The sequence below is a fragment of the Pseudomonas frederiksbergensis genome (genome assembly GCF_003732275.1).
Lineage (GTDB): Bacteria > Pseudomonadota > Gammaproteobacteria > Pseudomonadales > Pseudomonadaceae > Aquipseudomonas > Aquipseudomonas frederiksbergensis_H.
Genome location: NZ_MOBM01000038.1, coordinates 28451 through 44427 on the forward strand (window position 1 = coordinate 28451; position 15977 = coordinate 44427).

The 15977-nt window shown below is 57.5% G+C and carries 10 protein-coding genes; 1 reads left to right on the forward strand and 9 read right to left on the reverse strand.

From position 1 onward, the window contains the following. Positions 1–79: 79 nt before the first annotated feature. The gene (locus tag BK662_RS35715) at positions 80–4912 is read left to right on the forward strand and encodes a M10 family metallopeptidase C-terminal domain-containing protein (RefSeq protein ID WP_123359395.1); all 4833 of its coding nucleotides are present in this window, start codon (positions 80–82) and stop codon (positions 4910–4912) included. Between the two features lie 104 nt (positions 4913–5016). On the opposite strand, the gene BK662_RS19465 is transcribed toward BK662_RS35715, so the two are convergent. From BK662_RS19465 to BK662_RS19505, 9 genes are all read right to left on the reverse strand, one after another. Beyond that, positions 5017–6435: an aldehyde dehydrogenase family protein gene (locus BK662_RS19465; protein ID WP_123359396.1), complete on the reverse strand. Its 1419-nt coding sequence runs from the start codon at positions 6433–6435 to the stop codon at positions 5017–5019. Between the two features lie 13 nt (positions 6436–6448). Beyond that, the gene (locus BK662_RS19470) at positions 6449–7489 is read right to left on the reverse strand and encodes a homoserine dehydrogenase (RefSeq protein WP_123359397.1); all 1041 of its coding nucleotides are present in this window, start codon (positions 7487–7489) and stop codon (positions 6449–6451) included. A 184-nt stretch (positions 7490–7673) separates the two neighbouring features. Next, complete coding sequence (locus BK662_RS19475; RefSeq protein ID WP_123359398.1) at positions 7674–8111, reverse strand: Lrp/AsnC family transcriptional regulator; 438 nt, start codon at positions 8109–8111, stop codon at positions 7674–7676. Beyond that, positions 8108–9493 carry a threonine synthase gene (gene thrC, locus BK662_RS19480; RefSeq protein WP_123359399.1) on the reverse strand — a complete coding sequence of 462 codons (1386 nt, stop codon included), beginning with the start codon at positions 9491–9493 and terminating at the stop codon, positions 8108–8110. Before thrC ends, BK662_RS19475 begins: the two co-directional genes overlap by 4 nt. A gap of 13 nt (positions 9494–9506) precedes the next feature. Beyond that, on the reverse strand, positions 9507–10397 hold the full coding sequence (locus tag BK662_RS19485; RefSeq protein ID WP_123359400.1) for a LysR substrate-binding domain-containing protein: 891 nt from the start codon (positions 10395–10397) through the stop codon (positions 9507–9509). Between the two features lie 50 nt (positions 10398–10447). Next, positions 10448–11887, reverse strand: a complete 1440-nt coding sequence (locus BK662_RS19490) for an amino acid permease (RefSeq protein WP_123359401.1) — start codon at positions 11885–11887, stop codon at positions 10448–10450. A gap of 147 nt (positions 11888–12034) precedes the next feature. After that, positions 12035–13297: a cystathionine gamma-synthase family protein gene (locus BK662_RS19495; protein ID WP_123359402.1), complete on the reverse strand. Its 1263-nt coding sequence runs from the start codon at positions 13295–13297 to the stop codon at positions 12035–12037. 264 nt (positions 13298–13561) lie between these two features. Next, positions 13562–14395, reverse strand: a complete 834-nt coding sequence (locus BK662_RS19500) for a DUF2950 domain-containing protein (protein WP_123359403.1) — start codon at positions 14393–14395, stop codon at positions 13562–13564. Positions 14396–14475: 80 nt separating this feature from the next. Then, positions 14476–15960, reverse strand: a complete 1485-nt coding sequence (locus BK662_RS19505) for a DUF3300 domain-containing protein (RefSeq protein WP_123359404.1) — start codon at positions 15958–15960, stop codon at positions 14476–14478. Between the last annotated feature and the right edge of the window lie 17 nt (positions 15961–15977).

The window sequence follows — 15977 nt, forward strand, 5'->3', positions numbered from 1 at the left end:
TCCGCTGGGTCATAACACGGTAGCTGTCGATGGAATATTGGCATCTACCGAGGTTTTCGCCTGATACGGAGATAAGCTCATGATTTTCAATGTACAAAATTTTGGCGCCAAAGGAGATGGCATCACTGACGACACGGCGGCGATACAAAGTGCAATCAATGCGGCGGCCGCCGCAGGCGGTGGGCAGGTGTATATGCCGACCGGAACTTATATCGTTTCGGGAGGTGAGGAACCCTCCGACGGTTGCCTGATGCTCAAGAGCAACGTCTACCTGTACGGCGACGGCATGGGCGCAACCACCGTCAAGGTGGCTGACGGCTCCGACACCAAGATCACGGGGGTCATCCGCTCCGCCTATGGCGAGGAAACCCACGACTTCGGCGTCAGCAACCTCACCATCGACGGCAACCGTGACAGCACCACGGGCAAGATCGACGGTTGGTTCAACGGCTACATTCCCGGCGAAGCAGGCTACGACTCCAACGTCACCCTCGACAGCGTCGAGATCAAGAATTGCTCCGGGTACGGTTTCGACCCCCACGAGCAGACCGTCAACATGGTCATCAAGAACAGCGTGTCCCACGGCAACGGCCTGGACGGCTTCGTTGCTGACTTCCTCAGCAACAGCACCTTCGAAAACAACATCGCCTACGACAACGACCGCCACGGTTTCAACATCGTCACCAGCACCCACGATTTCACCATGACCAATAACGTCGCCTACGACAACGGCGGCAATGGCATCGTGATCCAGCGCGGCAGCGAGGACATCCCCTCCCCCAGCAACATCACCATCATCGGTGGCGAGGTGTACGGCAACGGCGCCGAAGGGGTGCTGATCAAGCTGTCCAGCGAGGTGATCGTCAGCGACGTCAATATCCACGACAACACCAGCGCCGGGATACGCATCTACGGCAGTAACCATGTCGAGATCATCGACAACACGCTCAACAACAATTCCCTGGGTGGCGCCGTACCGGAGATCATCATCCAGTCCTACAACGACACCCTGGGCGTGTCCGGCATGTACTTCAACGGCAGCGATAACACGATCCAGGGCAACATCATCATCGGCAGCGACCTGTCGACCTACGGCGTCGCCGAACGCAACGAAGACGGCACTGATCGCAACGCCATTATCGGCAACACCATCAGCCATACCAGCAAGGGTGCCACGCTGGTCTATGGTGACGGCAGCTACGTCAGCGACACGGTGCCGATGATCACCGTGCAAGGTACGGCTGGCAACGACACCCTGCTGGGCAGCGCCGCCAGCGAGATTTTCTACGGCGGTGCCGGCAACGACACCATCAATGGCGGGGCCGGTGGCGACATTCTGGTGGGTGGTGCAGGCATCGACAAACTCACCGGCGGCACTGGCGCCGATACGTTCCGTTTCGCCGCTCAGTCCGACAGTTACCGCAACGCCACCGCAAGCTTCGATGACACCATCACCGACTTCGACGTCACCCAGGACAAGATCGACCTCGCCGGCCTCGGTTTCACCGGCCTGGGCAATGGCCATGGCGGCACCCTGCAGGTCAGCTACAGCGCCAGCAGCGACCGCACCTACATCAAGGACTACGATGCCGACGCCAGTGGCAATCGTTTCGAGCTGATCCTCTCGGGTAACCTGACCAGCACCCTGACGGCCAATAACTTCATCTTTAATCGGGTGATCACCGGCACCAGCGGCAACGACTCGCTGTTGGGCAGCGATTCGGCCGACACCCTCCTCGGCCTGGCGGGTAACGACAACCTCAGTGGCGGCGCGGGCGACGACAAGCTCGATGGCGGTGCCGGTATGGACACCCTCACCGGTGGCTTTGGTGCTGACATCTTTGTGTTCTCCAATCGCCTGGACAGTTACCGCAACTACAACACCGGCGGCGCCAACCTTGGCGACCTCATCACCGATTTCGATATCACCGCCGACAAGATCGACCTCTCGGCCATGGGTTTCACCGGCTTGGGGGATGGCAAGAACAACACCGTGTACGTGGTGCTCAACAGTGCCGGCACCAAGACTTACATCAAATCCCTGACCGCCGACGCCAATGGCAACCGCTTCGAGGTGGCACTGGACGGCAACTACCTCGACAAGCTGACCAGCGCCAACTTCGTCTTCGCCACATCGCCAACGGTCAACCATGCGCCGGTGGTGGCAACGGCGTTGCTGGATCAGAACGCGACCGAAAACACCCCGTTCAGCTACGCGGTGCCGGCCACTAGCTTCACCGATCCGGATAATGACAGCCTCAGCTATACCGTGACCCTCGCCGATGGCAGCGCCCTGCCCGCGTGGCTGAGCTTCAATGCCACCAACCTGACCTTCACCGGCACGCCGACCAGCACCGCGTCCGGCAATTACAACGTGCTGGTCAAGGCCATGGACCCGACCGGTGCATCGGTCAGCGACAGCTTCGCCCTGGCAGTGGCCGATGCGCCCGCCAACACCATCACCGGCACCAACAACGCCGAAACCCTCAACGGCACGGCGGGCGCAGACCTGATCCTCGGCCTCGGTGGCAACGACACGATCAAGGCCGGCACTGGCGCCGACACCGTCGACGGCGGCGCCGGACGCGACTCGCTGTACGGCGGCGACGGTGCCGACACCTTCCGCTACACCAACGCACTCGACAGCTACCGCGACTACGACACGGGTGGTATCACGGCCACCGACACGATTTATGACTTCACCGCGGGCGTCGACAAGATCGATGTTTCGGGCCTGGGCTTTCTCGGCTTGGGCGATGGCAGCAATGGCACGCTGTACATAACCCTCAACGCGGCTGGCGACAAGACCTACATCAAGTCCGCCGAAGCGGATGCCGATGGCAATCGTTTTGAAATCGCCCTCAACGGCAACTACCTCAATACCCTTACCGCCAGCGACTTCGTGTTCGGCGAAAGCACCCAGCAGGACATCCTCTACCTGCCCACCCTCGGCCAATCCAATGCGCGCCTGCTGCGCATGACGGAGGACGACAATCAGTCCGGCACCTCGATGCTGGTTAACGACCTGGACCGCTACACCCCCTATGACGTGCGCAGCCAATTCACCGATGCCGATGGCAACGGCATCGACATCGCGGTGGGCGGCAGCACGGTCACCGGCCTGTCGACTCTCAGCGCCGAGGAACTCAAGTTGTGCTGGTGGCTCACCGACACCAACCAACCCGGGGCTGCGCTGTTGCGCGCCGTGACGCTGCTGCGGGACCAGCTCACCGAACTGCAATCCATCGATAACGTCACCATGGGCATCGTTTGGGGCCAGGGCGAGGAAGCCGCCCAGGAGATCGGCCGCGCCACGGACAAAGCAGCGGCAGCAGCGGCCTACAAGGCCGCGACCCTGAAGGTGTTTGATTACCTTCATGCCCAGTTCGGCAACTTCAACGTGTACATGATGGAAACCGGTCACTACGAACAGGACGCGGCGCGTGCCCGTGGTTATTCGGAAGAAAAGATTGCCTCCATCGTCGAGGGGGTTGGCTATGTCCGCGCCGCCCAGGAAGCCATCGCCGCCGAGCGCGCCGACGTCAAGCTGGCGGTGGACTACAGCGACCTCCCCTTGCGCTACGAAGTCGATCCGCTGGCGTATCCGGACGACGTCTGGCACCTGCACGAGGAGTCGGCGGAGATCGTCGGCCAGCGCCTGGCCGACTACATTGCCAATGACCTTGGCTTCCAGGGCAACCCCAACGACAACAACAGCGTGCAGGATATTTTCGACAACGCTCAGAACATGATTTCCGGTACCGACCAGGCGGATACTCTGGTGGGCAGTTCGGGCAACGACACACTGGATGGCCACCTGGGCGCCGACACCATGACCGGTGGCAATGGCAACGACGTCTATGTGGTCGATAACGCGTTCGACCGCGTGGTGGAAACCAACACCTCGACCTCGCAGATTGATACGGTGCAGGCTTCGGTCAGCTGGACCCTGGGCGCCAACCTCGAGAACCTGGTGCTCACCGGCGTGTCGGACATCAACGGCACCGGCAATGAGCGGCACAACTTCATCACCGGCAATGCCGCCAATAACGTGCTCAATGGTGCCGCAGGGGACGACAGCATGAGCGGCGGCGATGGCAACGACACCTACTATGTCGACAACGCCGACGACGCAGTGATCGAGATCAACAGCAATGCGGTGTCTGGAGGGATCGACAGCGTGCATAGCAGCCTGGCGGCCTACACCCTCGGCAACAACGTCGAGCGTCTGTATATCGATAGCACTGGCGCCGCCAATGGCACGGGCAACGCGCTGGACAACACGCTGTTCGCCGGAGCCGGCAACAATGTGCTGGACGGGCGCGATGGCAATGACACGGTGTCTTTTGAACGCGCCCTGTCTGGCGTTACCGTAAACCTCTCGACGTCAGCGCAACAGAACACCGTGAGTTCCGGGCTCGACACCTTGAAATTCCTCGAAAACGTGACGGGAAGCGCCTACGCCGACAGTCTGTCAGGCAACAGCGCCGCGAACGTTCTGAACGGTGGTGCGGGCAACGATACGCTGGTGGGTGGTTCGGGCGATGACCGGTTGATCGGCGGTGCAGGCACCGACAACCTCACTGCTGGCACTGGCGCGGATACCTACGCGTTTGGTGCACTGTCGGACATGGGCGTCGGGGCTTTGCGCGATGTGATCAACGGCTTCAAGAGCACCGAGGGCGATCTTCTGGATTTCACCGGCCTGGACGCCAACCCGCTGACCACCGCTGTCGACGCCTTCACCTTCATCGGCAGCAACGCCTTCGACCCTGCCGACGCCACCGGCCAACTGCGCTTTGCCGATGGCATTCTCTACGGCAGTGTCGATGTCGACGCCACCCCCGAGTTCGAAATCCAACTGGTGGGCGTCCAGGAGCTGCACATCAGCGATTTCACAGTCTTGGGTTAGGCCACAGCAATGGGGACGGGTTTGCTCGCGAAGACTGCGGCACATCAAACATTGATGTTGCCTGATCCACCGCTTTCGCGAGCAAGCCCGCTCCCATTGATAGCTCAACTTATCTCGTTGATGCAGACCACTTTGGGTTGCGTCATGTCCTCGTAGGCAAATCGAACACCTTCTCGCCCCAGACTTCCGTACTTGAAACCACCAAAAGGCATGGCATCAAAACGATAATCGGAAGAATCATTGATCATCACTCCACCGGCTTCAATTTGCCGTGCCAATTTCAAGGCCTTGGAAAGATCACGGGTGAAGAGTCCCGCATGCAAGCTGTATTCTGGCGCGTTGGCCAGAGCAACGGCATCATCCAGATGGTCAAAAGGCTCCAGGATGACCACCGGTGCGAAGACCTCCTGCTGCCAGATCCGACTGTTATGGCTTACACGCTCCAGTACAGTTGGCGCATAGCTTCCCACTTGACGATGGTGTCCGCACAGAAGAAGAGCCCCCTCGGCCAGCGCCTCATTCACCAACTGTTCGGTGCGACGAGCCGCCTGCTCCGTAATCATTGGGCCAACATCCGTTGCTCGCTGATCAGGATCGCCAAGTACCAACGCACGCGTTTGCCTGACAAAACGTTCGCGGAAATCTTCGTAGATTGAACGGTGTACGAGGATGCGCTGCGTGCCGATGCAATTCTGTCCTGCTGCCCAGAAAGCACCTGAAACACAAGACTCTACGGTTGGTTCAAGATCACAATCTTCGAGCACGAGAACCGGTGCATTTCCCCCCAGATCCATGGCCAGCTTCTTCAAGCCTGCACTACGAGCAATGGACTCTCCAGTGGCAAAACCACCTGTGAAAGAGATCATCCGCACTTCGCGCAGCTCCACCAGTGCTTTACCCAGATCGACGCCTCCGGTCGCCGGGGTCACCACGGACGGAGGCAGCCCCGCCGCCACCAGACACTCAACCAGCTTGAGAGCCGACAACGGTGCGAGCTCTGAGGGTTTTAGAATCACAGCATTGCCACCGGCGATGGCCGGGCCCAGTTTATGGGCGACCAGGTTCAGCGGATCGTTGTAGGGGGTGATCGCGACGATAAGCCCCAACGGTTCGCGAGTGAACCAGCCTTGGCGCGATTCTGAGCCTTCATACGCCTCAAACGGGATCACTTCCCCGGCGTTACGACGAGCCTCTTGCGCCGATAGCTTCAGCGTGTTCACACAACGCTTCACTTCCTTCTCTGCTTGTCGCAGCGTCTTTCCGGCCTCAGCAACAATGAGTCTGGCAAACGCTTCAGCCTCAAGTTCCACCCGCCGAGCCGCTTCCTCAAGGACGCGGGCACGAAGGTGACGAGGCATTGCCGCACTCTCACGCACGCCAATTCGCGCACGCTCCAGCAAGCCAGGAACAGCGGTTGCATCGAGGCAAGGCACGCTTCCCACCAGGCGTCCATCGAATGGACTGAACACATCAATCTGTTTGGCATCAACAAGCTGGATACTGGCCATGCTGGATACATTCATGACGACTCTCCTGTTACTTGCCGTGGGTGGTATGGATGGCGATGATGTCTGACAGCAGCGCGAAGGCAGTCTCGATACGTCCTGCTCCAGGGCCGGATACCGTAACAGCACCCAGCAGTGCGGTGTTGAACGACACCGCGTTGGTGGCACCGGAAATACCTGCGAGAGGATGCGAATTCGGCAGCAGTCGAGCCTCCACACTCGCTCGAACCGAGCCGTCAACTTCGCGACTTGCAGAGCCGATCAGCTTCCAACTGGCACCGTTGGCGCTTGCCTGAGCGATGTCTTCTGGACTGATGCTGCTAATCCCCGAGCAAGCCACATCGCTGACGTTCAATCGAGCATTGAGCAGTTCGTTGGCGAGGATCACCACCTTGAGGCGGACGTCAAACCCCTCCACATCGGCAGTCGGGTCGGCCTCGGCATAGCCGAGCTGTTGAGCCTGAGCAACTGCGTCGTTAAACGTCAGGCCGTCCTTCATGCGGGTCAGCACGTAATTGGAAGTCCCGTTCAGGATGCCTTCAAAGCCTTGAACCTCTGCACCTGCCAGCGCCTGTCTTGCCAGACGAATCACCGGCGTACCGCTCATGACCGAACCTTCGTATTCGAAGGCAACAGCATGACGACGGGCCAAATCCTTAAGCTCAGCGCCGTGCAATGCAATGGGCCCCTTGTTGGTGGTCACAACATGGATGCCGCTTTCCAGAGCCCAGCGGCAGAAGGTAGTAGCGGGCTCACCATCGACAGGGTTGGTGAAGGTGGCTTCAGCAATCATGTCAGCACCGGAATGCTTGATGACCGCTTCGTTTAACGCCTCAGCGGTGCCTCCAGGCAGGTGAGCGAACGCCCCCTTCTCGATAGGCAGAGCGACCAACTGCTTTGCATCCAGCCCCTCTTTAGCAACGATGGAACCAAGAAAAATATCAGTCACACCGACGATTTTGATCCCAAAACCCAGCGATGCTTTCCACTCGGCGTTGCGATCTGCAATCAGTTGAGCCAGGCCGCGGTTGACGCCACCAAAGCCCACCAGGGCAATTTTGTATTCAGTCATGAAAGCAGTCCTCTTGAATGTTGTTCGACAGGAACATCGTAAGAGTCGGGCTTTGGCAGTTGAATATGGCAGAGTGCTGTATTTGTTGGTCATTCTGCCCGAACAGAAAACGGCTCAATGGACAGAAATCAAATGAAGAAAGGAGATGTGACCAGGGACAAAAATGCCCCTGGTTTTTTGGTACTCAAAACACTGCAGAAAGGACGAATGAGGTGACGGTGTTTTCCACCCCAGGCATCGCCGAGATTTCCTTCCAGACGAGGTGGACGCGTTCGGGTGAGGCTGCATTGACTCGAAGCATCAGATCAAACTCACCACTCAAGACTTCACACTGAACCACCTCGGGGAGCGAGTGCAGCGCGGCAAGTACCTCTTCCCCACGCATGCGGTCGTAGCGGTAGACAAAGATCACGGCACTGATCAGCGATGAAGGCCGTCGGGAATCACCGAGACGCACCGTATAACCCTGAATGGCGCCGTCTCGCTCAAGACGCTCAATGCGCTGTCGCACAGCATTGCGAGACAAGTTGACCTTGGCGCCCAACTCAACATGGGCGATTCGAGCATTCGCTGTGAGTTCGGCGAGGATGCGCTCATCCAGCGGATCCAGAATGCGCTTCATACGTGCCTCTGCTGCGCCAACAAGAGGGCTTGGCACAGACCCTCCAGATCGCCTTTAGCGAAGTATGGTGGCTGAGCAGAAATGTCGGGAGTCGTTGGCACCTCTCCCCGCCAGACACCTAATTCGGACAATAGGGCCGCAGACTTGGCCGGAGCAATTTGCCCAAAGGTCACCATCGGAGCTCCCAGGCTGCGTCGATGAATTCGGCCAGCCAGCACACCTACAGCGGTATGTGGATCGATTGCAGACCCGGTTTCACGGAACAACTTGACGACTTCGTCGCGAACCTGCGATTCGTCTACCGCATAGGAATCGAACAGCACTCGGGCCCGGAGCCACTGCTGGTTGCCAATGCTTAACTCGCCGCAGTCCTCAAAATGCTCCATCAGCGCCTTCACTGAGCCCCCATCGTGCCCATACAGCTCCCAGATGAACCGTTCCAGGTTGGAGAAAAGAGAGAAATCCATCGCGGGAGATAACGTACGGTTACTCACTCGGGTCGAATAGCGATTGCGATGTATGAACTGGTGAAGTGCATCATTACTGTTCGTAGAAATGATCACCTGATTGATGGGTAATCCCATTTTCTGGGCAAGGTAGCCGGCGTAGATCTCAGCAGAGCTGGCCGCTGGAACGCTGAAGCCTACAGGACGTGTCCCTCCGCCCAGCTGCAAGGCCGCGTGGAAATAAAAAACGATCTGTGCGAGGACACCGACCCAGTTGGTGGAGTTGAAACAGACCGGTATTACCCCCTCTAACGGCCAGTCACGCAGGAGCCGGGAGACCAACGTTTGGCAGTCGTCGAAATTACCGTCTACCGGGAAAAGCTGAACCCGCTCAGGGTCTGCTGCTTGCAGGGCAGAGAGTTGTTCAGCCGGTACCCCATGGCGCGGATACATAATCGCCATGCGAGTGCCCCGGCAGTTAGCGAATGCCTCAAGCGCAGCCAGCCCGGTATCACCATTGGTCGCACCGACAATCAGCGCCTCGCCACCGACCTCCAGGAAATGCTCCACCAGGCGCGATTGCAGTTGTGCAGCGAAATCTTTGGAAGAATGGGTCGGGCCATGAAACAGCTGGAGTATCCACTCGTTATGGCCAATCTGCTCAAGCGGCGTAATAGCGCGATGATTAAAGTTCCGATAGCTGTCGCTGAGCAAGGCACGCAAAGTGCTTTCGTCCATGCAAGAGCCAACGTAGGGTGAGACTACTCGCCAGACCAGCTCATCGAATGGCAGCCACGACCAACTGGTAATCTGCGCCTCAGTGAAGACAGGCAAACTTGCCGGGACATAGAGACCGCCATCTTCGGCAAGCCCCGACAGAACCACACTGCGAAAGTCCGCCCGCACTTCACCGCCGCGTGTGCTTACGTAATACATGGATGACTCCGAATTACAAAGGGCGGTGGGCTTGAGCCACCAGCCATGTAGAAAAAGTCGCGGCATCAGGCGAGAGCACCTCGGCCTGCTCGCGCACTAGATAAAAGGACTCGCTGGCTTCAATTCGGTGACTGAAGGGAGCAATCAGGTGCCCACTCTTGAGCAAGTCTTCCACGACGGAAGACCGCGCCAAGGCAACGCCCTGCCCCAGTTCCGCCATACGGATTGTGGAAATCAGTGTGTCGAATTGAAGACCACGGGAATAATCGACATCGTCTGCACCCACCCGCTTCAACCAGTAACCCCAACCTTCCTCGTATCCCAATACATGTAGCAAAGAATGGTTCATCAAATCGCGAGGCTCACGTATCGGTGAGCTGGCCATGAGCTGTGGCGAGCAAACGGGCAGGAGGATGTCCCACGTTAATCGTTGAGCGTGCAATCCCGACCACTCTCCGCATCCCCAGCGAATCTCCAGGTCATCCTCTCCATCCGGTTCCTTCACCCAAATGTTGCTGATATATCGGATATCGATTTGCGGATACTCTCGACAAAAATCTGCGAGCCGAGGGGCCAACCAATAGTGAAGGAAGGAAAGGCTGCCACGCACCTTCACATGCCTTCGATTGCGCTGGCCAAAAATCTCGTTTGTACCCACTGCAAGACGACTGATCGCGTCTTGAACTACCGGCAGGTACGACTGCCCTTCTTCCGTCAATCCAAGCCCTCGGGGCAGGCGCTTGAATAGCGCCACACCGAGATGACACTCCAACTGACGGATCTGCTGACTGACTGCACCTTGAGTCAGGTGCAGCTCCTCGGCTGCATGGGTGAAGTTCAAATACCGCGCCGATGCTTCGAATGCCCTCAGCCAATTCAGGGGCGGTAGTGATTTTTGACTCATCGGCGCAACCTCATCGGGAATTATCTCTGCTCAATCATTGCCTGAGCTATTCACGCTGCGCCAGCGGAATGATTGACAGCCGCTGTCAATGCCAACCGCTCTTCCCGCTTCTTGCGAGTGATCCAATAAACAAAGTAGCACCACGCGATAAACGGAAGACCGAAGTAAAGCGCCACTCTCTGCTCAGGATCAAAAGCAATACCGACACAGGCCAGCAAGCAACACAACAGCGCACCAATGGGAACCCAAGGGTAGCCGCGCACCCGGAAATGCAGATCTTCAACTCGTCCGCCATTGGCCACGAAATGGCGTCGGAAGGCGATTTGGCTCGCGGCGATGCTCATCCATACGACCACGACTGCAAGACCCGAAATCGACACCAGGGCCAAGTAAACCGTGTCAGGGGCAAGCACACTGCTTAGCAGAGATGCCACAGCACCCGCCATACTTAAAACAATCGCGTTAACCGGTGTGCCCCGGCGCGAAAGCCTGGCGTAGCGCTTGGGCATGTGCCCTTGATCACTCAACGTCCAAAGCATGCGCGAAGCTGCATACAACCCCGAGTTAGCGGCGGAAATCAAGGCGGTGAGAATGACGAAGTTCATAATGTCAGCTGAGTATGGGATGCCAATCAGCTCAAACACCATCACGAACGGACTTTCAATGATTCCCGCCTCCTCGCGGGGCAGCAACGTCGCCAGTACGAAAATCGTACCCACGAAGAACAGCGCCAAACGGACTACTGTCGTGCGGATCGCCTTGGGAACGCTTGTCTGAGGGTCCTGCGCTTCACCGGCGGCAATTCCGATAAGCTCAGTCCCGGAAAATGCGAAGGAGACAGCTAGAAGTGTCATCGCAATGGGTAAGAAACCCGTCGGGAAAAGCCCTTCACGGGTAAAATTTGAGAGCCCGACACCCTGCAAGTGCTGTACTTGGAAGAGACCGAAAATAGCCGCACCACCAATGACAATAAAAGTAATAACGGTCAAAACTTTGATGAGTGAGAGCCAGAACTCGGTTTCTGCAAACAAACGAACAGATGCAACGTTGCTTAAAAAGACCGCCATGGCAAAAAGCGCGCTCCAGATCCAGACCGGTGTATCAGGGAACCACCGAACCATCAGGATACCCGCAGCCGTAAACTCAGAGCCAATAGCGACCGCCCAAGTGAGCCAGTACAACCACGCCACGGTATAGCCCGTGCCTGGGCCCAGGTATCGAGTTGCGTAGCTACTGAAAGATCCGGTTTCCGGCATCTGGACCGCTAACTCACCGAGACAGACCATTACCAGATACACCATCACCGCACCGATGATGTAGGCAATCACTGCGCCGAGCGGCCCTGCCTGATTAACGGTGTAACCGGAAGTAAGGAATAATCCCGTGCCGATAACACCGCCCAACGCCAACATCACAATATGGCGGGTTTGCATTTCTTTCTTGAAGTTTGATTCTGGATCGGGCTGATCATTTTTTACTTGAGTGGTCATCGCTATATTCTCATGAAATGTTCGGACAAAATTCCTTGTCACTGGCTATTAGGCAGCACAATTAAATTGTCGCTAGTTGTTATTGTTTTTACTATTCATGAAGAACTGTCCGACCCTAAAAGCCGGCAGTCTTATCCGAGTTCAGGTTCACACCTCAGTGAAACGCTCGGTGTTATCAGCGTGGTGATGTGCATGATTTTGTTTGCTGCGAACTAACGTGAATGCTTGTTTAAGATCAGCCAGCAAATCGGCCGTCTCTTCAATACCCACGGAGACCCTGACCAAGCCCTCGGAAATTCCAAGTGCTTCGCGTTCCTCCAAGGTGTTTTCCACGTGGCTGGTTGTCCGTGCCGGCCCGTAGATAGTTTCCACCGCGCCTAAGTTACCCGCCCGATGTGCATACTTAAGCAGTGGTAACAAACGAGTCACCGTGTCCATGCCTCCCACCAGCACGAAGCTGATGATTGCGCCGAATCCGCGCATCTGCGAGCGAGCAATGACATGACTTCGATGTTGAGGGAGTCCCGGATAGTTCACAGACTCCACCAGTGGCTCGGTGCATAGATACTCGGCCAGCACTTGCGCGCTCGCCTGTTGCTGACGCATACGCAAAGCCAGAGTCTTGATACCCCGGATGATGAGATAAGCCGAGAAAGGATCCAGCGAGGCCCCATTGATTTCGCGGTAATGGCGAACTTGAGACATCAACTGCTCGGTGCCGCAGACCACACCGCCAAGCACATCGCCATGACCGGATAGAAACTTGGTAGCACTGTGCACGACTACATCAACCCCGAGTGCAAGGGGGTTCTGATTCAAAGGCGTCGCGAACGTATTGTCTGCTATGACCAAAGCCCCAACACGCTTCGCCGCCGCCACGAGACGTCGAATATCCAGGACTTTCAGCGTTGGGTTCGTCGGGGTTTCCAGATAGAGAACATTGCAGCCTTTAGCGATCTCATGCTCAATAGCTTCGGTGTCGAGGGTATCGCAAAGCGTGACCTCGACGCCCATGCGAGGGAGAAACTCTTCAAAGATCTTGTTTGTGCCACCGTAGCTGTCGCGGGTAGAAACCACACGTTGACCACAGGACAGGAAGGTATGCAACACACCACTGATTGCAGCCATCCCGGTACTGAAAGCGACAGCCGATTCTGCGCTTTCAAGCTCGCAGAGTTTGTGTTCCAGGACAGAGACAGTCGGGTTGCTCATGCGGCTGTAAATGAAGCCAGGTTCTTTACCCAACGCCACGTCATACCATTCATCGATATCATGGTAACCGTAGGCGGCGCTGACGACGATGGGAGTCTGGGTAGCGTTGTAGGGATGCTGAACTTGCTCCCCGCCCCAAACCACTCGTGTCCCCATACCAGCACCCTGGCTTTGGTCGGGCTTCATCTTGTCATCCATAAATTTATCTCGCATCGATGAAACACAAAGGTGTTCCGATTGGGCTTGCGATGACTATATGGAAGGCTTGACCGCGTGAAAAATCATGTTATCTGGGGCTAAGGGGCTCTTTTTTTAATGGATGATCGATATGAAAGGGCCGCGACAGCACAGATAACTAACCTCTGTACGCACCTCCCCCATGGGTGATCAAGTGCTGCGAAACAGCAAACGAATCATCAGTGCATCGTCCACGTAGAAAAGGTTGAGGAGGCGCAGGTAGATCTACTCTTGACCCTCCGTAACCACCTTCCAACTGTCATCTGGATCAAAGCGCTTCATCGACTGCGCCAACTTGTCACCACCGGGGCCCAAGTCTTTTTCGAACACCTGTCCTTCATGACTGATCATGAAACTCATCACCCCGGTGTCATCGTATTTCGCCGGCCAGGCGATCAATGCGAAGCCACGGCTCATCTTGTCGCCGATAAGGTAGCTGTAGGCGCCGCCAGGTGCCGAAGGACCTTGGCCATCAAGGATGCGGAAGTAGTAACCATGCCAGTCTTCGCCGGCAATGGTTTTACCGAACAAGGGACCCAACGGGCTGATCTGACCGCTATCGTCGTCGTCCCAATAAAGCCCATCGTGCTTGCCGGCAGTGCTGAAGATTTTCTGCGCATAGCCGAGTGCGCCGTCACCGTCACGATCCACCGACGCATAGTCCATCTGGACGTCATGATAAGTCAGCACTGATTGCAACGCGGCGAGTTCGTTGCGGCCAATTCGACGTGCACGGACTTCGGAGCTACCGGCGTCGATGTCGAAGCGCCAACCGTTCGCGGCTTTTATCATGGGGATAGGCAGTGTCCAGTGGTCACTGCCAACCGACAGGACCGCCTTGCGATCGCTGTTTTTTTCGATGGAGTGTTGCTCGCCGTATTGCTTCAAAAACGCATCCACATCACTGCGCTGCACGCCTTCGCGCGGGATGAAACTGCGCCATTCATTACCCAGCAATTCTGTCAGGCGGGCCTGATCGGCGTGTTCCGTACCCAGTGCTTCGACGAACGCCTGGGCGGCCATTTCTGGCGTTGGAAACACCTGCTGTGCCGCAACCATGCACGACCACGCCAAGCCGGCAGCTAGCGCCAAGACATGAAGGAGCAAGCCGGTGGGTGCCTTCAATCGAGCATTGTTTTTCAACGACGGCCTCCCCTTTGACGCGCTGGTGGATTGGACGGCCGACTGACCTGATGGCCGGCTGATCGCGAGGCACTGGGGCGCTGGGCGGATGCCAGGCTGGCCTGGCCACGACTGGCTTGTGCGGTGGCCTGGGACGGTGAGCGCACGCCGGCGAATGCATTATTGCGGGCACTGCCCGCACTACTCGTACTGGCGGACGGCCGTTTTTGTGCAGCCTGGCGCCCTTGCGAATCGCCCTGCCCGCGCTGATTGACCTGAGCGGTCTGTTTCCTGGGTTGCTGACTCTCCCGAGTGTTTCTGGCAGTGCCCTGGCTTCTGTCAGACGACTTCGGTCTGTCTGTACCTGCTTGCATCCGATTGCTGACCGAGGTTCCGGACTGGGCTGCGCGCGCTCGATCACGGGCTTCGCGGTTGCTGGTGGCAGGTCGTTCGATGCCGTGCTTGTCCATTGAACCGCGGGCTTTTTCACGAGCCTGGGCTCGCTGAGCATCCTCCCCTCGATAAGCCTCACGCTGATTGGCGCCGCCCAGTTGTCGGCCGTACTGTTCGCGGCTCTTGCTGTCTCGATAGGGAACGCCATCGCGATGAGCGGCGTTGTGCTGCCACTTGTTCTGATTATTGGTGATCCGGTTGTTGGTATTGATGTTGTTGTAGCGGTCGACGTCGATGTCGATGTCGTTATTGCCCCAGTCACATTCACCCCACAACGCACCGACAATAGCCACACCGGTACCAAACGCCAACCCAGCCATCAATGCCGAACCGGGGTAATAGGCTGGCGGCGGTGGATAGTAAACGGGAGGCGACGCAGGATAGGGCCAGGTGCCGTAGGTTGTTGTCGGGTTATAACTGGGTACGTACACCACCTGCGGATCGGAGGGCTGAATGATGATGGTGGAGGTGCTGCCGGCTGGAGCCGGAGCTGCCGGTGCTGGTGCTGGTACTGGTGCCGCAACAGCCTGAACCGTCACGTTCTGATATTGGTTGCTCTGCAGGTTGCCTGCTGCTTGCGCCTGATGACACAAGCGTTGCACGCCCCCCATGACATCTTCGGGCTGTGCCAGGAAGGCATCGCCCAGGCGTTGTACCCAGACGGGATCCTGTCCCAGCGTTACCAGCACCTGCGGGAAAGCGACCAGCGCCTGCACGCTCGGATCCCAGGGCTGACTCGCCACTTGTTTGACCGCATCATCACCCTTTGCGTCCGGGTGTGCTTTAGACCAGGTTACCGCCTCGGCGATTTCCCCGGGATACGTGGTGGCCATCAGCACCTGTGCCAGCAGTGGGTCCGGGTAAAGCGCAATGGGAGCCAGCATTTGATCCAGCTGTTCCCGGGTAAACACGGCATCTTTGGCCGCCGCCGTGACGGGCGCTGTATCGGCAGCGTTTGCGGTCGCGCTCGCATCCAGTGGCTGCGCCAGGCAGTAAGGTCCGCTCAAAAACAATACAGCTGACACCGCGTAAAACAATGGAATGCGCATTGCACCCCTATGTGGTC

Excerpts from the sequence above, each read along its gene's own strand:
- BK662_RS19495 (WP_123359402.1), bottom strand. The coding sequence starts at position 13,297 with ATGGATGACAAGATGAAGCCCGACCAAAGCCAGGGTGCTGGTATGGGG.
- BK662_RS19465 (WP_123359396.1), bottom strand. The coding sequence starts at position 6,435 with ATGAATGTATCCAGCATGGCCAGTATCCAGCTTGTTGATGCCAAACAG.
- BK662_RS19470 (WP_123359397.1), bottom strand. The coding sequence starts at position 7,489 with ATGACTGAATACAAAATTGCCCTGGTGGGCTTTGGTGGCGTCAACCGC.
- BK662_RS19490 (WP_123359401.1), bottom strand. The coding sequence starts at position 11,887 with ATGACCACTCAAGTAAAAAATGATCAGCCCGATCCAGAATCAAACTTC.
- thrC (WP_123359399.1), bottom strand. The coding sequence starts at position 9,493 with ATGTATTACGTAAGCACACGCGGCGGTGAAGTGCGGGCGGACTTTCGC.
- BK662_RS19505 (WP_123359404.1), bottom strand. The coding sequence starts at position 15,960 with ATGCGCATTCCATTGTTTTACGCGGTGTCAGCTGTATTGTTTTTGAGC.
- BK662_RS35715 (WP_123359395.1), top strand. The coding sequence starts at position 80 with ATGATTTTCAATGTACAAAATTTTGGCGCCAAAGGAGATGGCATCACT.
- BK662_RS19475 (WP_123359398.1), bottom strand. The coding sequence starts at position 8,111 with ATGAAGCGCATTCTGGATCCGCTGGATGAGCGCATCCTCGCCGAACTC.
- BK662_RS19485 (WP_123359400.1), bottom strand. The coding sequence starts at position 10,397 with ATGAGTCAAAAATCACTACCGCCCCTGAATTGGCTGAGGGCATTCGAA.
- BK662_RS19500 (WP_123359403.1), bottom strand. The coding sequence starts at position 14,395 with ATGGTTGCGGCACAGCAGGTGTTTCCAACGCCAGAAATGGCCGCCCAG.